We start from the raw sequence: 20,984 nt of genomic DNA, 5'->3' as shown, positions 1-20,984 counted from the left end.
GCAGCGCCTAGGCGTGGCCGGCCGCCTGCATCTGCCGCAGCTCCTTCTTCAGGTCGCTGACTTCGTCGCGGATGCGGGCCGCCACCTCGAACTGCAGTTCAGCCGCAGCGCCGTGCATCTGTTCCGTCAGCTGCTCGATCAGGCCCACCAGGTCCTCGGCCGGTGCAGCGGCCAGCCCGTCCGCACGCACCTGCGCTGCGCCCTTGGCGCCCGACTTGCTGCGCTTGGCACCCTTGGCCAGCCGGTTGTTGTTCAACAGTTCCTGGGTGTCGGCGTCCTCGCGGGCCAGCTGGTCCGTGATGTCCGCGATCTTCTTGCGCAGCGGCTGCGGGTCAACGCCGTGTTCCTTGTTGTAGGCCACCTGGATGGCGCGCCGCCGGTTGGTTTCGTCGATGGCGTTGGCCATGGAGTCAGTGATCCGGTCCGCGTACATGTGCACCTGGCCCGACACGTTGCGGGCGGCACGGCCTATGGTCTGGATGAGCGACGTTGAGGAGCGCAGGAAGCCTTCCTTGTCTGCGTCCAGGATACTTACCAGGGAGACCTCCGGCAGGTCCAGTCCTTCACGGAGCAGGTTGATGCCCACCAGGACGTCGAAGCTGCCGAGGCGCAGCTCCCGCAGGAGTTCAACGCGCCGCAGCGTGTCAACGTCGGAGTGGAGGTACTCCACCCTGATGCCGTGCCCCAGGAGGTAGTCCGTCAGGTCTTCGGCCATGCGCTTGGTAAGCGTAGTGACCAGGACCCGCTCATCCTTCTCCACCCGGGTGCGGATCTCGCCCAGCAGGTCATCGATCTGGCCCTTGGTTGGTTTGACGATCACTTCGGGGTCGATCAGCCCGGTGGGGCGGATGATCTGCTGGACGAAGCCGTCGGCCTTGCCAAGTTCGTACTTGCCGGGGGTGGCGGAAAGGTAGACGGTCTGGCCGATCCGTTCCAGGAACTCATCCCACTTGAGGGGCCGGTTGTCCATGGCGGAGGGCAGCCGGAAGCCGTGGTCCACCAGGGTCCGCTTCCGGGACATGTCGCCTTCGTACATGGCACCGATCTGCGGGATGGTCACGTGGGATTCATCCACCACCAGCAGGAAGTCGTCCGGGAAGTAGTCCAGCAGGCAGTGCGGCGCAGATCCGCCGGGGCGGCCGTCGATGTGCCGCGAGTAATTCTCGATGCCGTTGCAGAAGCCCATCTGCTGCATCATTTCGAGGTCGTAGGTGGTCCGCATGCGGAGGCGCTGCGCCTCCACCAGCTTGTTCTGGCCCTCCAGGACCGCCAGCCGCTCCGCGAGCTCGGCCTCGATGGTCTTGATGGCGCGGCTCATCCGCTCCGGCCCGGCCACGTAGTGCGACGCGGGGAAGACGTACATCTCCGTCTCCTCCCGGATGACATCGCCCGTCACCGGATGGAGGGTGTAGATGTTTTCCACTTCATCCCCGAAGAACTCGATCCGCAGCGCCAGTTCCTCGTACATGGGGATGATCTCGACCGTGTCGCCCCGTACCCGGAACGTGCCGCGGTGGAAGTCCATGTCGTTCCGGGCATACTGCATGGACACGAACTTGCGCAGCAGGGCATCCCGGTTCATCTCCTGGCCCTTGCGCAGCGTGACCATCCCTGCGATGTATTCCTCCGGCGTTCCCAGGCCGTAGATGCAGGACACTGTGGCCACCACGATGACGTCACGGCGGGTCAGGAGGGCATTGGTGGCGGAGTGGCGCAGCCGTTCGACTTCCTCATTGATGGAGGAGTCCTTTTCGATGAACGTGTCCGTCTGCGGGACGTAGGCTTCGGGCTGGTAGTAGTCGTAATAGGAAACGAAGTATTCCACCGCGTTATTGGGCAGGAGTTCGCGGAACTCGTTGGCCAGCTGGGCGGCGAGGGTCTTGTTCTGCACCATTACCAGGGTGGGGCGCTGCACCTGTTCGATGAGCCAGGCAGTGGTGGCGCTCTTACCGGTACCTGTGGCACCGAGCAGCACCACGTCCTTCTCGCCGTTGTTGATCCGCTCCGTCAGCTCCGCGATGGCCGCCGGCTGGTCGCCCGCGGGCTTGAATTCGCTGATGACCTCAAAGGGCGCTACAACACGGTTGATCTCCTGCGCAAGGCTCATGGATCTAATCTACAACCGGGCACCGACACTGGGCGGTCCCGTCCGTTACAGGCGAACAGCCGCCCGTCCAAGGACCTGCCTCAGGACGCGTACGACGGCGGCACCCACCCTGTTGCCTCGGCCCAGGCGGACATGCGCGGCCAGGCAACGTCGGTGAACCAGGGCTCCTTGGCGTCCGCGTAGGCCCTGGTGGTGGCGGAGTCCGCGAAGCGTCCTGCCAGGTCCGCCTTGTGCGCTTCGTAAAGCCGGACCGCGGAGGGGTCAGTCCGCAGCCAGTCGCGGAACATCAGCGCGTAACGCCACCCGGCCGAGCCGGCGGCCCGGACATGGACGTTCACGGCCCGGCACGGGTCCGCGTTGGCGTGGAACCGCTTCTGCCATTCGGCATGATCAGGGGCGTTGGGCTTCGGGGTGTCCGATTCGGCTCCCCGTACTGCCGGGAAGCCGGCAGCCGCCAGGAGCGGCGCGATCCTGTCCGCGGTTTCCAGGTCCGGCACCGCCACTTGCAGGTCGATGACGTCCTTGGCGGCCAGGCCGGGAACGGAGGTGGAGCCGATGTGGTCCACGGTCAGGATGAGGCCGGGCGCAGCCGCTTCCAGCCGGGCCGCGATCCGGGCCGCCTGCCGTGCCCATTCCTTCCGGTGCGGCTCCAGCACCGGTCCCCCCTTCCGCGGTGCGCGGGTCCCGGCCGCCAGGTTGCGCGCAAACGGCACCAGCCGCCGGTCCCAGAGCCTGTCTACCTGCTCAAGCAGGTGCAGGATGGTGCCGGAGTTGTCCAGGACGACGTCGGCAGCGGCCAGCCGTGCCTCCCGGGTGGCCTGGGCGGCCATCCGCGCACGCGCCGCTTCGGCGGTCATGCCGCGCTGCTCCTGCATGCGTTGCATCCGCACCTCGTCCGGGGCGTCCACCACCAGCACCAGGTGGAAGGCGGCCCCCTGCCCCGTCTCCACCAGAAGGGGGATGTCCTGGACCACAATGGCGTCTTCCGGCGCCGCTGCCGTGATGGCGGCGGCGCGGGCGCGTACCAGGGGGTGGACGATGGCGTTCAGCGCAGCCAGGCGCTCCTGGTTGCCGAACACCGCCCCGCCGAGCCGTGCGCGGTCCAGCCGCCCGGCGCCGTCGAGCATGTCCGCGCCGAACTCCCCCACAATCCGCTCGAGGCCCTCGGTGCCGGGCTCAACCACCTCCCGTGCCAGCGCATCTGCGTCCACCAGCACGGCGCCACGTTCCTTCAGCCGCGCGGCCACCACCGATTTCCCTGAAGCGATCCCGCCCGTCAGCCCGATTTTCAGCACCCCGCCAGCCTACTAGTCCCCGGCCGCAGGTCCGCCGCCTGGAAGCAGGGAGGTGAGGCCGCCGGCGGGTGGGCCTAGACTGGGGCGGATGCAAGAGCAAGACAGCCGGTCAGGCACCTACACCACGCTGGCGGCCGGCCGGGACTTCCGGCACGAACTCGAGATCAAGCGCTCCCGGTTCATCACGGTCCTGCGGAGGGCCGGCACGGAGGCTGCGGCCCGTGACCTGGTGGCGGACCTCCGCCGGGAATTCCACGACGCGCGCCACCATTGCTCGGTGTTTGTCCTTGGGCCGGACCGCACCATCCAGCGCTCCAGCGACGACGGCGAACCTGCCGGGACTGCAGGCATCCCCATGCTCGAAGCCCTGCTGAAGAGGGAGACCGCACCCGGGGTGACCGACCTCAGTGACACCAGTGCCGTCGTCGTGCGTTATTTCGGCGGCGTCCTGCTCGGCGCCGGTGGGCTGGTCCGGGCCTACTCCGAGTCGGTTTCGGCAGCCCTGGACCTGGCGCCCCTGGTCCGCCGCAGCAGGATGCGGATCTGTTCCACGGCGGTACCGCACGCCGCCGCAGGGCGGCTGGAGAACGACCTGCGTGCCACCGGCGCCGTCATGGCGGAGACCAGCTACCAGGACCGGCACACGGTGCTGCGGATTGCCGTGCCGGACCACGCAGCCGCCATAGCTGCCGCAACTGACCGCGTCCTGCAGCTGACGGCAGGGTCTGCCACGCTCACGCCCGGTGGAACGGAATGGGTGGATGAAGCCATCACCTGAAGTGACCCTGGTGGACGTCGATGAAGCCGTAGCGGACCAGCTGCTCCAGCTGGCCAAGCGCGACGCCTCCCCGGATGAAGTGGCTCCCCCACTGGGCGGCCCCGGCTGGAACCTGGAGCGCACCGCCTGGTTCTACAGCTACCATCACGCTGCGGCCGCCGGGTTGGGAGGCCCCGCAGCGGAAAAGTCCTGGGCCGTCTTCAGCGGCAGCCGGATTGCCGGCTCCGTGCGCCTCAAACGGAACGCTGGTGCCGACGTGCCTTCCGCGGAAACCGGGATCTGGCTTGGCCGGAGCTTCCGTTCGCGCGGGATCGGCACCGCCGCCCTGGACCTGGTCCTGGCGGAGGCCCGCCGGGCCGGCCTGAGGCGCGTCACCGCGCGTACCCTGGCTGGGAACCACCGCGCCCAGCGGCTGCTCGCGGCAGCCGGGGCGGCACTGACCTCTGACGGCGAAGGGACGGTCCTCGCCGTCGTCGACCTGTAGGCCCGGCTGACCGCAACGCCCCATGCGTTGTCTGGCAGCTGCCAGCCAGCTGTCGCGTTAAAGCACAACGGGCCCCCGCTTTCGCGGGGGCCCCTTGCGTCAGCCCGGAATCCGGGCCGGCGGCAATTAGTTGCCGGTCAGCTTCTCGCGCAGGGCAGCAAGTGCCTCGTCCGAAGCCAGGGTGCCGGCACCGGTGTCGGTGGCAGCAGGCTCGGAGGAGTAGCTGGTGGCGCCGGAATCGCCGTCACCGGACGTTGCGGCAGCAGCGTCGTCAGCAGCGTGCTGGGCAACCTGCTTCTTGTGGGCTTCCCAACGGGCCTGGGCGTCAGCGTACTGCTGCTCCCAAGCGGCGCGCTGGGTCTCGTAGCCTTCGAGCCATTCGTTGGACTCGGGGTCGAAGCCCTCGGGGTACTTGTAGTTGCCCTCTTCGTCGTACTCTGCGGCCATGCCGTACAGAGCCGGATCGAATTCGGTGCTGTCGGCGTCGACGCCCTCGTTGGCCTGCTTGAGGGACAGCGAGATGCGGCGGCGTTCCAGGTCGATGTCGATGACCTTGACGAACAGTTCGTCGCCAACGGAGACAACCTGCTCGGCCAGCTCCACGTGGCGCACGGCCAGCTCGGAGATGTGGACCAGGCCTTCGATGCCGTCTTCGACGCGGACGAACGCACCGAACGGAACCAGCTTGGTGACCTTACCCGGGACAACCTGGCCCAGGGCGTGGGTGCGGGCGAAGGTCTGCCACGGGTCTTCCTGCGTAGCCTTGAGCGACAGGGAGACGCGCTCGCGGTCCAGGTCGACCTCGAGGACCTCGACGGTGACTTCCTGGCCAACCTCGACAACCTCGGACGGGTGGTCGATGTGCTTCCAGGACAGCTCGGAAACGTGGACCAGGCCGTCTACGCCGCCCAGGTCCACGAAGGCACCGAAGTTGACGATGGAGGAAACAACGCCGGGACGGACCTGGCCCTTTTCCAGCTTGTTGAGGAAGGTGGAGCGGACCTCGGACTGGGTCTGCTCCAGCCATGCACGGCGGGACAGGACCACGTTGTTGCGGTTCTTGTCCAGCTCGATGATCTTGGCTTCGATCTGCTGGCCGATGTACGGAGCCAGGTCGCGCACGCGGCGCATCTCGACGAGGGATGCGGGCAGGAAGCCGCGCAGGCCGATGTCGAGGATAAGACCACCCTTGACAACCTCGATGACGGTACCGGTGACGACACCGTCTTCTTCCTTGACCTTCTCGATGTCGCCCCAGGCACGCTCGTACTGAGCGCGCTTCTTGGAGAGGATCAGGCGGCCTTCTTTGTCTTCCTTGGTGAGCACCAGGGCTTCGACCTGATCGCCAACGGAGACGACGTCTCCGGGGTCAACGTCGTGCTTGATGGAAAGCTCGCGGGAGGGGATGACACCTTCGGTCTTGTAACCGATGTCGAGCAGAACTTCGTCGCGGTCGACCTTGACGACGGTACCTTCGACGAGGTCTCCGTCGTTGAAGTACTTGATGGTCGCGTCGACTGCTGCGAGGAAGTCCTCAGCGGTACCGATGTCGTTAATGGCGACTACGGGGGTACCGGGCTTCTCGGTGGAGGTGATGGTCATGTAGTAGGGGCTCCGTTGTGGATAGTTAGTCGGTCAGGCAAACCGGCGCGCCCGCGTTATGGAACGCAGGCGCGATTCGCGGTGAATCCGACGGATCCTCCGGGTCATCCTGATTTTGTGGATTGCTTTCAATGCGCCCCGCGAGGGGACGCAAGTGCGTACACGTGGTACACGCCCGTTTATTCTAGTCGCTGCCCGCAATTCGGGTCAAAGCGGGCAGGCGCAGTACGCCGGTGGCGCGTTCACCCAGGACCGGACCCCATGCAGTCAACCGACCTCAGAAGTGGGTGAGGCAGTGCGTCGCCCGTTCGACGGCGAACATCTGCATGGCCGTCAACGCCGAACCTGCCGTGTGCTCCCGGATTTTGCCGGCTGCCGCCAGCGTAACCGGACTGACCCCGCCGACGTAGATGGACGACAGGGCGGACACATCGAGGGTCAGGTCCGCCTCCGCGGATTCCGGCAGGCGCTCGACGGCGGCCTGGCCGCCGTCGGACGAAAGGGCGTAGGTTCCAGCCGTGAGGCCGAGCGGGTCCAGGACTTTCAGCGCCAGGCGGCCTGCTGTTGGGTACTGCCGCCCGGAGAGTGCCTTGGGGACATCGAGGATGCGCAGCCAGAGCATGTCCCGGCTGTCCGAGGAGTCGATGCAGCGGGGATCGTCCAGGGCCCAGGCCAGGGGGTCGTCCAACGGGGCTTCCATCCAGGACACGCGGTCCACCAAATCGATGGCACCAAGGAACTGCCAGAGTTCCAGGTAGGCATCGTTGCTGCCGGCCAGCAGGTCCACTACTTCCACGGTGTAGGGCTCGGTGTCCCAGCCGAGGAACTTGTAGGAAACGTAGCCGTCAATGTCGCCGCCCGGGCCGTAGTGGAGCGCCACCTTGATGGCGGGGTCCTCCTTGCCGTCGCGGCCGAGCTCGCCCGACGCAAGCAGCCGATACCAGTCCTGCCGGCCTACGGACCCCGGAGTCAGCCGGTGCACCTGGTCGAAGACTTCAGGAGCCAGCTGCAGCAGGGCCTTGGGGTCGGCGACCTCCACGGTGCCGGTGGCCTGGTGCCGCAGGCTGAACCGCGCAGTGGTGTCCACCTTGGCAGTGCGTTCAAAGCTGGCCACGCCGTAGCCGAACCGGCCATAGATGGTTCCCTCTGATGCGGTCAGCGCCGCCACCGCCACCCCGTCGTCCTTCGCGAGCTGGAGGTCCTCGCTCATCATCCGCCGCAGCAGCCCCCGCCGCCGGTGCGAGGTGCGGACGGTAACGGCGGTGACCAGGTGGGCTTCCACCAGGCGCCCGAAGCCTACGTTGAGGGTATTGCGCATGGTGCCGAAGGTGGCCACCGGCACGTCCGCGGGCAGCGACGAGGGCGCTACCGGGCCCGTTTGGTAGGCGCCGGTGAGGACGCGCCGGTCTGCCTCATACGTTTCGAGCGTCTTCGCGACGTGTTCCGGGGTGCGGGTGGATTCGTGGAAGCCGAAGGATACGGCGCGGCTCCAGGTTTCCGCCTGGGCGTAACCGTCTTTGCCCCTGGATACAGCCCCAAAGCGCCGGATTTCGTAGTTTCCACTCAGATCAGCCACGCACCTGAGCCTAGCCAAGACCTCCGGCGCCTGGCCAGCATCAACACACGTTAGTGCCCGGCGTCGTACCAGCTGGGTCCGACGCCGATCTGGACTTCCAGGGGCACGCTCAGGTCCGCGGCTGCCGCCATCTGCTCGGTCACCAGTTTCTCCACGGCGGCCCGCTCCCCGGCAGCGACTTCCAGGACCAGTTCGTCATGGACCTGGAGCAGCATCCGCGATTTCAGGCCCTGCGCCTGCAGTTCGGCATGGACACCCAGCATGGCGCGCTTGATGATGTCCGCCGCCGAACCCTGGATGGGGCTGTTGAGTGCGATGCGCTCGGCGTTCTCGCGCAGCTGGCGATCGGTGCTGGTCAGGTCCGGCAGGTAGCGGCGGCGCCCCTCAATGGTGGCGGTGTAGCCGTCGACCCGGGCCTGGTCCACCACTCCCCGGAGGTAGTCGCGGACGGCCCCGAAGCGGTCGAAGTAATCCTTCATCAGGGTCCGTGCCTCATCAACGGAAATCTCCAGCTGCTTGGACAGGCCGAAGGACGTCAAACCATAGGCAAGCCCGTAGGACATGGCCTTCACCTTGGAGCGCATGGCGCTGGTGACCTGGTCGGTGGGGACGTGGAAGATGTTGGAGCCGACGAAGCGGTGCAGGTCCTCGCCGTCCCTGTACGCCTGGATCAGGCCCGCATCCCCCGAAAGATGCGCCATGATGCGCATCTCGATCTGGGAGTAGTCGGCGGACAACAGGCATTCGTAGCCATCGCTGACCACGAAGATGCCACGGACGCGCCGGCCTTCCTCGCTGCGGATGGGGATGTTCTGCAGGTTGGGGTTGTTGGACGAGATCCGGCCGGTGGCGGCCACGTTCTGGGCGTAGGTGGTGTGGATCCGGCCGTCCTCCGCCACGGACTTCTTCAACGATTCGAGCATCTGACGCAGCTTGGCCGCCTCGCGGTGCGCCATGAGCTGCACCAGGAACTCGTGCCCTGTCTTTTCCAGGAGGTTCTTCAGGGAAGCGGCGTCCGTGGTGTAGCCGGACTTGATCTTCTTGGTCTTGGGGAGCTGCAGTTCGTCGAACAGGACGGTCTGCAGCTGCTTGGGCGAGCCCAGGTTGACCTCGTGGCCGATGGCAGCGAAGGCCTGTTCCTGCGCCTGGTCGATCACCCGCGCGAGGTCGGCAAGCTGTTCATCCATCTTGTCCATGTCGATGGCGATGCCGGCGAGTTCCATGTCGGCGAGGACCCGGCTGACCGGCAGTTCCAGGGTGGACAGCAGTTCCTCCGCCTTGCGCTCCTTGAGCTCGTCCTCGAAGTAGCGGCTCAGGGCCAGCACGACGGCGCCGGCCTGGACCAGGGCGTCGGCGGCTGCGGTGTCGTCGCCGTCGAACGACAGTTCCAGCTGCCCGGCCTTGGCCGTGGCGGCGGGGATTCCCACGTTGAGGTGGTGCTGGGCGAGTTCGGCGAGTTCATAGGTGCGGCGGTCCGGCTGGATGAGGTAGCCCGAGATGGAGGTGTCGTCCACCACGCCCTCCAGCTCCAGGCCGCGGGCAGTGAGTGCCTTGAGCGCGGCCTTGAAGCCGTGCATCACCTTGGGTGCTTCGGGGTCGCGCAGCCATCCGGCCAGTACATTTTCGGTTTCGGCGTCCTGGCCGGCGAGGTCGACGTAGACGGCGGCGTCGCCGCGCACGATGGCCAGCGCGGCGGCGTCCTCGCCGATGCGGCCGGGCACGAGGTCCACAGCGAGGGCGGTCCGCTGGCCGGCGCCTGCGGCCAGGAAGGCGGCCAGTTCGGCGGCACCGGCAGGCGTGGTGTAGTGCGGTGTTTCGATGCTGTCGCGTTCGGCGGCGGGAGTGTCAGCGTCGCCGTAGAGGGCAAACAGCCGGCCGCGGATGGCCTTGAACTCCAGCTGGTCGAAGAGGTCCTCAATCGCGGCCTGGTCGGGGCGCGGCTGGTAGAGGTCGTCCAGGGTGACGGGAAGGTCAAGATCGGTGTGGAGCTGGTTCAGCCGGCGGTTGCGCTTCACGGCGTCGACGTTCTCCCGCAGGGCGTCGCCCACCTTGCCCCCGATGGAGTCAAGGTGCTCCAGGACGCCTTCCAGGCCGCCGTACAGGTTGATCCATTTCGCCGCGGTCTTGGGCCCGACGCCGGGCACGCCCGGCAGGTTGTCGGCCGTCTCCCCCACCAGGGCGGCAAGGTCCGAGTAGCGGGACGGGCTGACGAAGTATTTCGCTTCAATGGCCGCAGCGTCCATCCGCGGGATGTCGCTGACGCCCTTCCGCGGGTAGAGCACGAAGACGTTGTCCGTGATGAGCTGGAAGGCATCCCGGTCACCGGAGACCAGCAGGACTTCGAATCCGGCCTTTTCACCCATGGTGGCGAGCGTGGCCAGGATGTCGTCGGCCTCGTAGCCGGGCATTTTGATGGTCTTGATGCCCCACGCTTCCATGACCTGCGCGATGAGGTCGATCTGGCCGCTCATCTCGCGGGGGGTTTCGTTCCGGCCGCCCTTGTAGTCGCTGTACTCGGTCTTCCGGTGGGTGGATTCGTCCGAGACATCGAACGCCACCGCGATGTGGGTGGGCTGCTGCTCCTTGATGAGGTTGATCAGCATGGAGGTGAAGCCGTGGATGGCGTTGGTGTGCTGGCCGTTGGACGTGGAGAACTTGTCCGCGGGCAGGGCGAAGAAGGCGCGGAACGCCATGGAGTGGCCGTCAAGGACCAGCAGCCGGGGCTGGTCGGTGATGGGAATCACGGGCGCTTCCGTGGCTGAAACAGACCCACCGGCAGCGGGGGTGGCGGCCTTTGCAGCAGGCCTGGGCGTGGAGGACGAAAGCTGCGCGGCAGCCTCCTCAGCGATGGCCGAAGACGGGAAAGGGGCCGGTTTGGTTGTTTCACTCACAGGTGCCAGCCTAGTTGCCATGACAGACAATTTCACGCCGGGCGCTTTCGCGGAGGAGCTGGCGGCCGCCGGCATTCCCGACCACATGCACGGCTGGCTGGGCCGGTTTGGCGTTGGCGCCCTGGTGGTCAAAATGGGAATCCATTTCCTGGAGATGAGTCCGGAACGGACCGTTGCCACCATGCCGGTGGAGGGCAACACCCAAGTGGCAGGCATACTCCATGGCGGCGCGCACGTGGTGCTGGCCGAGACCCTGGGTTCGTTCTCCGCAGGGATGCACGCCGGTCCCGGCCGGCATGCCGTCGGCATCGAGGTCAGTGCCACGCATCACCGGTCCATTGCGAAGGGCATGGTGACGGGCACCTGTACGGCGATCCATTTGGGGCGCACGCTTGCCACCCATGAAATCGTCATGACCGATGCCCACGGACGGCGCCTGTCAACGGCACGGATCACCAACATGCTCCGGGACGACGCCGGCTGAGGTACGTGCGTCAGGACCGCGGGCCCGTTCGCCCGGGCAGCAGATAGCGCAGCTCCACGATCCCCCTGCCCATGGTGCGGGACGCAGCCAGCTCGAGCGGCGGCGTCGGTCCTTTTACCGGGAGCAGCCGCTTCCCGCTGCCCAGGACCACCGGGATGACGGAAAGGATGATGTCGTCCAGCAGTCCGGCATCCGCGAACTGGGCCGCCAGGTTGCCGCCGCCCACTACCCAGATGTTCCTGTCCCCGGCCGCGCGCTCGAAGTCGGCCATGAACTCCAGGACATCCCCGCGGACGAACGTGATGTCTGCGCCCTCCGGGGCACGGTATTCGTGGTGCGTGAAGACGTAGCTGGGTGTGTCCGTGTACGGCCACCTGCCGGGCTCGTGCTCCATTAGCCAGGCGTAGGTTTCCCCGCCCATGACGATGCAGCCCACCCCGGACATGAACTCGCCGTAACTGTCGGCCCCGCCTTCGAAGCCGTCGAACTGCAGGAGCCAGTCCAGATCATCGGTGGACGTGGCGATGAAGCCATCAAGGGACGCGGCCACAAAGTATTGGATGCGGGGCATGGCCCCAGCCTAGCCAAGTGGCCCGGGCCAGCCAATGGCCCCATCCTAGCCAAGCGGCCCAGTCCAGCCAATGGCCCGGGCTGCGGCTCTCCGGGCAGCAGCTTCCGGGAATGGCTACTTGGAGAAGTACGGAATGATCAGGTACAGCCCCACCAGGACAGCCAGGCCGCACAGGCCGAAGCAAGCATAAGCGAACGAGCGCTTCATGGCCGGGGACGTCTGTTCGGCGTCAGCGGCGATGGCCGTCAGCCGGACGCCGAGCGAGTAAAGGGTCACCACTGTTGCGGCAGCAACCAGCGTGGCGCCGGCAACGGTCAGGAGTTCCAACCACTTCATCGCCGATTCTCCTTGGGGTTGTTGGCTTTGGCGTCGGCCTTGGCTTTAGCTTTGGCTTCGGCCCGGGCGCGGGCCATGGCCTTCTTCTTGGCGAACCGGACAGCCTGGCCGGCTTCCTCCACCTCGACGGCGTTCTGGTGGCTCACGGAGGACTTGCGTGAGTAGAAGAACATGAAGAGCACCGCGGCGCTGCCGGCAATCGCGGCAATGAGCACGCCCACGACGCCGGTCTTCACCAGCAGGGCGGTCAGGGCACCGACGATGCCGGCGGCCGGCAGGGTGAAGAGCCATCCCAGCGCGATCTTGCCCACCATGTTCCAGCGGACGGTGGTCCCGCGGCGTCCCATTCCGGAGCCGATGACGGAACCCGAGGCCACCTGCGTGGTGGAAAGGGCGAAGCCAAGGTGGGACGAGGCGAGGATGGCGGACGCAGTGCTGGTCTCGGCCGCGAAGCCCTGGGCGGGCTTGACTTCGGTCAGGCCGGAACCCATGGTGCGGATGATCCGCCAGCCGCCGGCATAAGTACCGATGGCGATGGCGAGGGCGCAGGCGGCGATCACCCAAAGCTGGGGACCGGACCCGGGCGCCTGGCTTCCGGCGGCGATCAGGACCAGCGTGATGATGCCCATGGTCTTCTGGGCGTCATTGGTTCCGTGTGCCAGGGCCACCAGGCTGGACGTGAAGACCTGCCCCGTGCGGAAGCCGCCGCGCTTCTGGGTGAGCTTGGTGCCCGTCTCGGGATCGTGGCGTGACGTGAGGGCGTAGGCAAGGCGCGTGCAGACGTAGGCGGCAAGGCCTGCGATCAGCGGTGCGAAGACCGCCGGAAGAATGACCTTCTGAAGGAGCGTCTCAAGGTTGACGGAGTTGAACCCTGCGCCGACGATGGCCGCGCCGATCAGTCCGCCGAACAGTGCGTGGGATGAGCTGGAGGGCAAACCCTTCAGCCATGTGACCATGTTCCACAGGACGGCCCCCATCAATCCGGCGAAGATGATCTCCGGCGTGATCTGGACGCCGCCGGACCCTTCGCGGATGATGCCGCCGGACACTGTCTTGGCCACCTCGGTGGAAAGGAAGGCGCCCACCAGGTTCAGGACGGCTGCCAGGGCCACGGCTGTCCTGGGCTTGATGGCACCGGTTGCGATGGGCGTTGCCATGGCGTTCGCGGTGTCGTGGAAGCCGTTCGTGAAGTCGAAAAATAGTGCCAGTGCGATGACCAGCGCCACCATGAAGGTGATATCCACCTGTTGCCCAATCTGCAGAGTCGACGTTCAGCAGTTTCTCTTACCCGGCTGCCTTGGACAGCATAGTTCACCAGTTGTTTGCTTTGGAATGACTTGCGGCGATGGCACAACCGGCGGGAAACCTTATCGATCGTACGCGTACCGGGCAGGAGGTCAAAACACGGGCCCGGCCAGGAAAGAGCGGAGCACGTCCAGTTCCGCGGGCGTGATTCCCTGCCGCGGATGGGGCGACACCGTGAGGATGCGCCTGCCCAGGAAGCGTGCCCATGATTGTGCTTCAGACTCGAACGCCAGCTGGTCATCCACCCACGCCACCGAGTCGGGTCCGGTCTTCTCGACGTCGCCCTGGATGGCCCGGAGCTTCCACCAGACGGCCCCGCCTGCTGCCCCGTCCGCGGCAAGGTATGGCCAGCCGCTGCCCGCAAGTCCGACGGCGGGACACAGGTATTGGGGCGCCAGCTCCTCCCAGCTGGTAAGCCAGACACAACGCAGCCCGGGCGTCATGGCCAGGGAGTTGAGCCCCGATACGAGTTCTGCGGCGAAGGTGACGGGCAACAGCCCAGCGTCGGCGCGCTGCCAGGCGGACCCCCAGCCGGTGGTTCCCTCCGGGCCGAACGGGCAGACCACGCCGTCGACATCCAAATAAAGCGTCCGCCGCACGCTGCACCTGCAGGGGCTTCAGCCCTGGTGGAACTGCGGCGGCCTGGGACCTGCATCCAGCGGCGGTGCGATTCTGCCCTCAAGGGCCGCCACTGTGACGTCCGGCAGGACGATGAGCCCGTCCAGCTCACGCCGGGCCCGCTTGTAGGCAGACTGCCGTTCGGCCGGGGTAGCCGCATGGTTCTCGGCAATCATGAGCAGTTTCCGTGCCACGGCAAGCCGTTCGCGTTCGGGGCCGCTGAACTTGCTGTCCCTGATCCGTATGGCTTCGCGCTCGGCCACATCCAGGGCCACCGCGAAGTTGTTCACGGCCTGCCGGTAGGCGTCAAGGCCGGCCACTGATGTCAGGTCTTCGGCAGAGGGTGGCCGCAGGCCGTCGGCTTCGCGTTTGGCGCGCAGGAAGGCGACTGTGAGGGGTTCCCGGACGTCCGTCATGAGGGGAAAATCAATGAGCTTTCCCACGTCGAGCTCATAGTCAAGCCATCGCCGGTTGGTGGCATCGTGGGTGGCCATGAGCGACTTCACGTCGGCCACCGACGCCCTGTCAGCTTCGCGTGCCTGGTTCTGGAGTTTGTCCTGGTTCTGGAGTTTGTCCTGGTTCTGGAGTTTGTACAGTTCAACCCGGCGCCGGTACCGGCGCTCGCCGGCACGCCGCCAGCCGCCTGCCCAACGGCCGGCCACCGCCATCAGTGGAAACACCATCCACCACTTGTCGTACAGGAACTCCATGAGGGGCCTCACGCATCAATCCTCCCAGCCCGGGGGCCCGGCCTCAAGGCGCAGGGGCAGATCCATGCAGGCTGGCCGGCCGGCCCTCCCCCCTCCACGTCCTCAGGGTCCTCAGGGTGCCGGCGTGGCCTGCGATGCGTTGACGTTGACCAGCCAGGCGACTCCGTACCGGTCGGTGCACATGCCGAAGATGTCACCCCACGGCGACTTTTCCATGGGGACTGTCACCGCGCCGCCATCGCCGCTGAGCTGCTCGTAGTAGCCGCGAAGCTCCACTTCATCATCGCCGCTGAGCGAGATGGAGATGGCGGAACCCGGGTGGTACTCCATGCTGTTGGGGGTATCAGCGCCCATGAGGACCAGGCCCTGGGTGGTGATCAGCATGCCGTGCATGATCTTTTCCGCTTCCGCAGGATCCTCGCTGGCCTGGAAGTCACCAAAAGTGCTGAGTGTCAGCTCGCCGCCGAACACCTGCTGGTAGAAGTTCAGTGCCTCACGGGCATTGTCCCGGAAACTTATGTAGGGATTGAGGATTGTTGGCATGGCAGGTTCTCCTTCACAGGGGCCGGAACTGCTTCGGCCGGAACGCGGGCAGACAACATCCTGCCCTATCCGGCCGCCACCCGGTAGGGGAAGTCTCCCCTGTTCATCCCGTGTTCCGGGGTTTGAATGTCAGGGGACGAAACTGTTTCCGTGTCGAGGCATATCCCGCAGGAAAGGGTGCGGCGCGGGCCGCGGGAACGTAGGCTCGGGGCATGGCCCGATTCTTTGATGTGCATCCCCAGGACCCCCAGCCGCGCGCCATCGCGCAGGCAGTGAACATAATCCGCGACGGCGGCCTGATCGCCTACCCCACGGATTCCTGCTACGCGCTGGGGGCGCAGATGGGCAACCGGGAGGCGCTGGACCGGATCAGGAGCATCCGGCACCTGGACGACAAGCACCACTTCACGCTGGTCTGCCGCGATTTCGCGCAGCTGGGCCAGTTTGTGAACATCGGCAACGACGTGTTCCGCAGCATCAAGTCCGTTACCCCGGGCAGCTACACCTTCATCCTGCCCGCCACCAAGGAGGTTCCCAAGCGCCTGCTCCACCCCAAGAAGAAGACGGTGGGCGTGCGGATTCCGGACAACCGCGTGGTCCAGGCGCTGCTCGCCGAACTGGGCGAGCCGCTGCTGTCCAGCACGCTGCTGCTGCCGGACGAGGAAGAGCCGCTGACCGTGGGCTGGGAAATCAAGGAGCGGCTGGACCACCAGGTGGATGCCGTGATCGACGCCGGGGACTGCGGCGCAGAGCCCACCACCGTGATTGATTTCTCCAGCGGGCTGGCCGAGGTGGTCCGGCGTGGCATGGGCGACCCGTCCCGCTTCGAATAAACCTGCTTCGAAGTAACCCGGGCCGCACCTGCGGTCCCGGGGCACTTTGGCGGCGCCGCCGTCGTAATTTCCGACGGCGGCCGCCGTGTCCGTGCCAAAGTGCCCCGTTTTGGAGGGCGCGGGTCAGTCGCTGTTGGCGTCAGTCTGCTTTTTCGCCCGGCTGGGCTGGACCCGGGGCGGTTCGCCCGGCATCTTGGGGTAGTCCGGCGGGAAGGGCATCTCCCCCAGGCCGGCTTTGCAGTCGCGGTCCCACCATTCCAGCAGCGTGTCGATGGTCCCGGGCTTGGCGTTGAAGCCAGCCCAGGGGTCTCCCACCGTCTTCAACCGTTCCGGAACCGTGAGGATGGTGAAGTTCTTTGGATCCGCGTGTTCCAGTTCCTCCCAGGTGATGGGGCAGGACACGGGGGCGTGCGGCAGGGCCCGCGGGCTGTAGGCGCCGGCGATGGTGCGGTCGCGGTTGGCCTGGTTGAAGTCCAGGAACACCCGTTGGCCGCGTTCTTCCTTCCACCACGCCGTGGTTACTTTGTCCGGGATCCGGCGCTCCACTTCCCGGGCAGCGGCGATGACCGCGTGCCGGACGTCCAGGAATTCCCGTGTTGGTTCGACGGGTGCGTAAACGTGCAGCCCGCGGTTGCCGGACGTTTTGATGAAGCAGGTGAGGCCTGCCTCGGCGAGGACGTCCTTCAGCACCAAGGCGGCGGGAACGGCGTCGTCGAAGTCCGTGCCCGGCTGCGGGTCAAGGTCGATCCGCAGCTGGTCCGGGTTGTCCGTGTTCTCCGCCCGGGAGGGCCAGGGGTGGAAGACCACGGTGTTCATCTGTACGGCCCAGACGGCAGCTGCCGGTTCGTCAAGGACCAGCTGGGGGTGGGACCTGGCGCTCGGATACACCACCTTGACGGACCTGATGAAGTCCGGCGTGCCTTTTGGCGGGTTCTTTGAGAAGAACATCTCGCCTTCGATGTTGTCCGAGTACCGCTGGAGGGACACGGGCCGGTCCCCGTTGGCGGCGATGAATGCCTCCCCCACGTCGCAGATGTACCTGGCGAGGTCCAGCTTGGTCAGGCCCAGGTCCGGCCAGAGGACGCGGCTGGGGCTGGAGATGCGCATTTCGCGCCCGCCGTTGGGACCCGGGACAGTGATGGTGGTCTGTTCGCTCGCCATGGGGACAACGTACACCCGGCCGCCGGCAGACACCGGCATATCCGCCGGCCTCCGGCATGATGGAGCCATGCCCTCATCCGATCAGCAGCTCATGGTCGCCGTCGGTGACGCCTCGTTTTCCGCCGTCTACGCCCGTCCCGGGAAGCCCACCGCCACTGTGGTGGTGGCGCATGGTGCCGGTGCCGGCAAGGACCATCCGTTCCTCCGCGGCTTCAGCGACGCCCTGAACGGGCTGGGCCTGGCCACCCTGCGCTTCAATTTCCCGTACCTGGAGGCAGGGCGGAAGTTCCCAGACCGCCCTCCGGCTGCCATCGCCGCCTGGCGGGCCGCCATGGACACAGCCCGCGCCCAGGCGGAGGCCAACGGCGGCAGCGGCCCCGTCTGGGCGGCGGGCAAGTCGTTCGGCGGCAGGATGGCGTCCATGGCCGTTGCCGACGGCATGGAGGCCACAGGCCTGGTGTACCTCGGCTACCCGCTGCATGCCCCCGGCAAGCCGGAGAAACTCCGGGATGAGCACCTGTACGGGATCACGGCGCCGATGCTGTTCCTGCAGGGAACGCGCGACACGTTTGCCACGCCCGACATCCTGGCGGGCGTCGTGGCCCGGATCGGATCCAACGCGGTCCTGCAGTGGGTGGAGGGCGGTGACCACTCCTTTGCCGTGGCGGGAAACAAGCGCCCCGCCGATGAGGTGGGTGCGTCGCTGGCGCTTCCGGTGGCGGAGTTCATCGCCGGGCACGGCTGACGCTGCTAGGCAGCGTCCTCGTGCCACCAGCCTTCCCAGGCGGCGGAGGTGAGCCGGCCTTCCGGGAACGTGCCGGTGTCGGTGTTGCGGGACCCGCTGGCCTCACTGCGTCGGCCGTCCAGCAGGAGGTTGAGGCTGTTCAAGAGAAACATGGTGTGTCCTTCCGTAGGGGAATGCGGACCACGTTGTCCGCGTACTTAAGAGCGTAGGGAAGGCATGTTTCAGCACGTCGACGCGACGTTTCGGCTGTGTATCGGAGTTCTCACGCAGCCTTCTCCGGCCGGAAAGAATCGGACGTGGTTTCAGTTCCGCTTGTTGGTCCGTGCCGTGGCGGGAGCCGACCAGGGGTCCTCCGGCCAGGGATGCCTGGGGTAGCGGCCCCGCATTTCGGCGCGCACCTGGGTATACGGGCCGGACCAGAACGATGTGAGGTCGCCGGTGACCGCCAGCGGCCTGCGGGCCGGTGACAGCAGGTGGAACAGGACCGGGACACGGCCGCCCGCCAGGCGCGGGGATTCAACCAGCCCGAAACACTCCTGCAGTTTCACCGCCACCACGGGCGCGGCGGAGTCCCCACCTGGTTCCGGGTAGTCGATCCTGACGCGGGAGCCGCTGGGGACCTCCAGGTTTTCCGGCGCAAGCTCGTCCAGCCGGGCCGCTTCGGGCCAGGGCAGCAGCCGGCGCAGGGGGTGGGCCAGGTCGATTGAGGTGACCGGTTTCCCGGCCGCCAGGTCTTCCAGCTCGGGCCCCAGCCACTCTTCCAGCCGCCCAAGCAACGCCCCGTCCGACACATCAGGCCACGGCGCCCCCACCTCGCGGTGCAGGAAGGCGAGGCGGCGCCGCAAGGAGGCCGCCGCCGTCGACCACGACAGGGCGGCAAGGCCGCTTGACCGCAGCGCGGCTTGCACGGCCCTCCTGCCCTGTTCGGCGGTGGGGCGCACGGGGGTTGCGGAGAGTACGACCGCTCCCAGCCGCCTGGTCCTGCGCGCGCTCAGCCGGCCGCCGCTGAATTCCGCGTCCACACTGTCGGACAGCAGGTGGGACGCCGCCGCTTCGGCAATGCCAAGGGTGATGGGGGCTGCGGCGCGGATCACGGCGCCCGTACCGGCCGCGTCCCTTCCCTTGGCGCGGGACACGTCGGCCACGGCCAGCCACTCGTGGCCTGACAACGTGCTGCCTGCCGGCAGCCCTGCCCTGGTCCCGGACGTCAGCAGGTACTGTCCGGCGCCGTCGCTGCCGGGCACGCGGCGGGCCACGCGGTCGGGAAAGGCAAGCGCGACGACGGCGCCCGCAGCTTCGTTTCCAGCGGCAGGGATGGCGGGAGGGGCCGTGGCGCCGTCCTGTTGCCGACCCGCCAGGGCGCCCAGCCGCCTGGACTCGTCCGCCCAGCGCCTTCCGGCCGGGCCTGTGTCGGCTTTGAGCTGGGCCAGCAGGCGGGTCAGGTCCGCTCCGGGTGCGCGGTGGTCCCCGGAGAGCGCGGCTACCACCCCGGCGGCGAACCGGTGTCCGGTGGAGGTGCCGCCGTCGAGCAATGCCCGGGCAAGCCGTGGATCGGCGGGGATGCCGGCAAGGGCGCGGCCCGTTGCAGTCACGTGGCCGTCACCGGACACTGCGCCCAACTCCCGGAGCACCTCAACGGCGTCATCCATTGCCTGGCCGGGCGGTGCGTCCGGCAAGGCAATCCCCTTCCCCCGGGGCGCGCCCCAGCAGGCAAGGGTCAGGGCGGCGCCGGTCAGGTCCGCCACCTTGATTTCCGGCGTCACGTGGGCGGGAGCGGCACCATATGCGTGCTGCGAGTAGCAGCGGACCACTGTCCCCGGGCCTTGCCGTGCGGCACGCCCGGCCCGCTGGTCGGCTGACGCCCTGGAACAGGACACGGTAACCAGCCCGCTCATGCCGCGGCCTGCGTCCCGCCGCGGTTCCCGGGCCAGTCCGGAGTCTATGACCAGCCGGACGCCGGGCACTGTCAGGGAGGACTCGGCAAGATCGGTCGAGACGATGATCCGCGGGAGGTCCCCGGGAGCACGCCCCGCCACTGCCCTGTCCTGCTCGGCTGTCCCCACCTGGCCGTGAAGTTCCAGCACGTCAACACTGCTGCCCAGCCGGCTGCGCAGGACCGCTGCAACGTGCGAGACCTCCCTGGCCCCGGGCAGGAACACGAGCGCGTCCACGGACCCGTCGGCCGCAACGGCACGTTCATGGGCGTCCGCGGCTGCCGTAGCCACATAATCCAGGAAGGTGCGCGCCACTCCCCTCGCGTCCAGCCGGGCGGCGGGCGCCGGGAGCCACTGCACGTCCAGTGGATGGTTGACGGAGGGGCAGTCGACGACGGGTGCGGGCCCGGCGCCCTCGTCATCCCCCAGCAGGGCTGCGAACCGGGGCGCGTCCAGGGTTGCGGACATGGCGACGACGGCGAGGTCGCCGCGCAGCGCACGGACCTCAGCGAGCATGCCGACCAGGAGGTCTGTTTCCAGTCCCCGCTCGTGCACTTCATCCAGGACGACGGCGGCAGTGCCCTCCAGCCCGGGATCTGCCAGCAGGCGTCGCAACAGGATGCCCGGGGTGACGAACTCAATCAGGGTGTCCGGGCCCGCCTGGCGTTCCCCGCGGACGGTGTAGCCCACGCGGCCGGCCATCCGGCTGCGGTCGAGCGCAGAAAGGCGCCGGGCGGCGGCACGGGCGGCAACCCGCCGCGGCTGGGTGACGACAACGCGGCCCCGCCGGCCGTGGAGGTTCGCCAGCAGGGGCGGTACGAGGGTGGTTTTTCCCGTTCCCGGGGGTGCCTGCACAACGGCGGCACCCGGGATACCATCACTTCCCAGTGCCTCCCGCAAAGCGGAAAGGGATCCTTCGAAGGCGAGTCCGGCACCGATCGCGCGGAGGTCGAAGGCGTCGGCGGCGGGGCGGCCCTCAGAAGGATTCATCCATCCATTCTCCCTTGGCCG

The 20,984-nt window shown here is 67.3% G+C and carries 19 protein-coding genes; 5 read left to right on the top strand and 14 right to left on the bottom strand.

Annotated features, from left to right (window positions below):
- Positions 1–7: 7 nt before the first annotated feature.
- Together uvrB and coaE are read right to left on the bottom strand one after the other, a co-directional pair.
- Positions 8–2,107 (bottom strand): excinuclease ABC subunit UvrB, encoded by a 2,100-nt coding sequence (gene uvrB, locus FB478_RS01845; protein WP_142073049.1) that lies wholly within the window; start codon positions 2,105–2,107, stop codon positions 8–10.
- A gap of 80 nt (positions 2,108–2,187) precedes the next feature.
- A complete protein-coding gene (gene coaE / locus FB478_RS01840) occupies positions 2,188–3,402 on the bottom strand; it encodes a dephospho-CoA kinase (RefSeq protein WP_144599696.1) in 1,215 nt (404 codons plus the stop codon).
- An 88-nt stretch (positions 3,403–3,490) separates the two neighbouring features.
- On the opposite strand from coaE, the gene FB478_RS01835 reads away from it, so the two are divergent.
- Together FB478_RS01835 and FB478_RS01830 are read left to right on the top strand one after the other, a co-directional pair.
- On the top strand, positions 3,491–4,180 hold the full coding sequence (locus tag FB478_RS01835; RefSeq protein ID WP_144599695.1) for a YigZ family protein: 690 nt from the start codon (positions 3,491–3,493) through the stop codon (positions 4,178–4,180).
- Positions 4,164–4,664, top strand: coding sequence for a GNAT family N-acetyltransferase (locus FB478_RS01830; RefSeq protein ID WP_018772000.1), 501 nt, complete (start codon positions 4,164–4,166; stop codon positions 4,662–4,664). Before FB478_RS01835 ends, FB478_RS01830 begins: the two co-directional genes overlap by 17 nt.
- A 126-nt stretch (positions 4,665–4,790) precedes the next feature.
- Here FB478_RS01830 and rpsA read toward each other — a convergent pair whose 3' ends face one another.
- The 3 genes from rpsA to polA form a co-directional block, all read right to left on the bottom strand.
- Entirely contained in the window at positions 4,791–6,266 is a 1,476-nt protein-coding gene (gene rpsA / locus FB478_RS01825) for a 30S ribosomal protein S1 (RefSeq protein ID WP_018770974.1), read from the bottom strand.
- 277 nt (positions 6,267–6,543) lie between these two features.
- The gene (locus FB478_RS01820; protein WP_018770975.1) at positions 6,544–7,842 is read right to left on the bottom strand and encodes a GNAT family N-acetyltransferase; all 1,299 of its coding nucleotides are present in this window, start codon (positions 7,840–7,842) and stop codon (positions 6,544–6,546) included.
- A 50-nt stretch (positions 7,843–7,892) separates the two neighbouring features.
- Entirely contained in the window at positions 7,893–10,535 is a 2,643-nt protein-coding gene (polA, locus tag FB478_RS01815) for a DNA polymerase I (RefSeq protein WP_056390808.1), read from the bottom strand.
- A 217-nt stretch (positions 10,536–10,752) separates the two neighbouring features.
- Between polA and FB478_RS01810 the strand changes: the two genes are divergently transcribed.
- Positions 10,753–11,217 (top strand): hotdog fold thioesterase, encoded by a 465-nt coding sequence (locus tag FB478_RS01810; RefSeq protein ID WP_144599694.1) that lies wholly within the window; start codon positions 10,753–10,755, stop codon positions 11,215–11,217.
- A 10-nt stretch (positions 11,218–11,227) separates the two neighbouring features.
- Here the strand turns inward: FB478_RS01810 and FB478_RS01805 are convergent, their stop codons facing one another.
- The 6 genes from FB478_RS01805 to FB478_RS01780 all read right to left on the bottom strand — a co-directional run bounded on the left by FB478_RS01805 (position 11,228) and on the right by FB478_RS01780 (position 15,300).
- Positions 11,228–11,788 (bottom strand): dihydrofolate reductase family protein, encoded by a 561-nt coding sequence (locus FB478_RS01805; RefSeq protein ID WP_134165375.1) that lies wholly within the window; start codon positions 11,786–11,788, stop codon positions 11,228–11,230.
- A gap of 114 nt (positions 11,789–11,902) precedes the next feature.
- The gene (locus FB478_RS01800) at positions 11,903–12,124 is read right to left on the bottom strand and encodes a hypothetical protein (protein ID WP_018770979.1); all 222 of its coding nucleotides are present in this window, start codon (positions 12,122–12,124) and stop codon (positions 11,903–11,905) included.
- The gene (locus FB478_RS01795; RefSeq protein WP_018770980.1) at positions 12,121–13,368 is read right to left on the bottom strand and encodes an inorganic phosphate transporter; all 1,248 of its coding nucleotides are present in this window, start codon (positions 13,366–13,368) and stop codon (positions 12,121–12,123) included. The genes FB478_RS01800 and FB478_RS01795 overlap by 4 nt, the downstream gene beginning before the upstream one ends.
- 153 nt (positions 13,369–13,521) lie before the next feature.
- Positions 13,522–14,028, bottom strand: coding sequence for an HAD domain-containing protein (locus FB478_RS01790; RefSeq protein WP_186447711.1), 507 nt, complete (start codon positions 14,026–14,028; stop codon positions 13,522–13,524).
- A gap of 18 nt (positions 14,029–14,046) precedes the next feature.
- Positions 14,047–14,769, bottom strand: coding sequence for a hypothetical protein (locus tag FB478_RS01785; protein ID WP_144599693.1), 723 nt, complete (start codon positions 14,767–14,769; stop codon positions 14,047–14,049).
- Positions 14,770–14,868: 99 nt separating this feature from the next.
- Complete coding sequence (locus tag FB478_RS01780; protein ID WP_018770983.1) at positions 14,869–15,300, bottom strand: VOC family protein; 432 nt, start codon at positions 15,298–15,300, stop codon at positions 14,869–14,871.
- Positions 15,301–15,512: 212 nt separating this feature from the next.
- On the opposite strand from FB478_RS01780, the gene FB478_RS01775 reads away from it, so the two are divergent.
- Entirely contained in the window at positions 15,513–16,133 is a 621-nt protein-coding gene (locus FB478_RS01775) for an L-threonylcarbamoyladenylate synthase (protein WP_018770984.1), read from the top strand.
- 123 nt (positions 16,134–16,256) lie between these two features.
- Here FB478_RS01775 and ligD read toward each other — a convergent pair whose 3' ends face one another.
- The gene (ligD, locus tag FB478_RS01770) at positions 16,257–17,294 is read right to left on the bottom strand and encodes a non-homologous end-joining DNA ligase (RefSeq protein WP_056390805.1); all 1,038 of its coding nucleotides are present in this window, start codon (positions 17,292–17,294) and stop codon (positions 16,257–16,259) included.
- 67 nt (positions 17,295–17,361) lie between these two features.
- On the opposite strand from ligD, the gene FB478_RS01765 reads away from it, so the two are divergent.
- Positions 17,362–18,039 carry an alpha/beta family hydrolase gene (locus tag FB478_RS01765; RefSeq protein ID WP_056390198.1) on the top strand — a complete coding sequence of 226 codons (678 nt, stop codon included), beginning with the start codon at positions 17,362–17,364 and terminating at the stop codon, positions 18,037–18,039.
- 5 nt (positions 18,040–18,044) lie between these two features.
- On the opposite strand, the gene FB478_RS21030 is transcribed toward FB478_RS01765, so the two are convergent.
- Both FB478_RS21030 and hrpB read right to left on the bottom strand, forming a co-directional pair.
- Positions 18,045–18,191, bottom strand: coding sequence for a hypothetical protein (locus tag FB478_RS21030; protein WP_186447710.1), 147 nt, complete (start codon positions 18,189–18,191; stop codon positions 18,045–18,047).
- A 150-nt stretch (positions 18,192–18,341) separates the two neighbouring features.
- Entirely contained in the window at positions 18,342–20,963 is a 2,622-nt protein-coding gene (gene hrpB / locus FB478_RS01760; RefSeq protein ID WP_056390194.1) for an ATP-dependent helicase HrpB, read from the bottom strand.
- Positions 20,964–20,984: the final 21 nt, after the last annotated feature.

Origin of the sequence: Arthrobacter sp. AG367 (genome assembly GCF_007828995.1) — a bacterium.
GTDB lineage: Bacteria > Actinomycetota > Actinomycetes > Actinomycetales > Micrococcaceae > Arthrobacter.
This window is presented reverse-complemented; position numbering and strand designations above follow the sequence as displayed.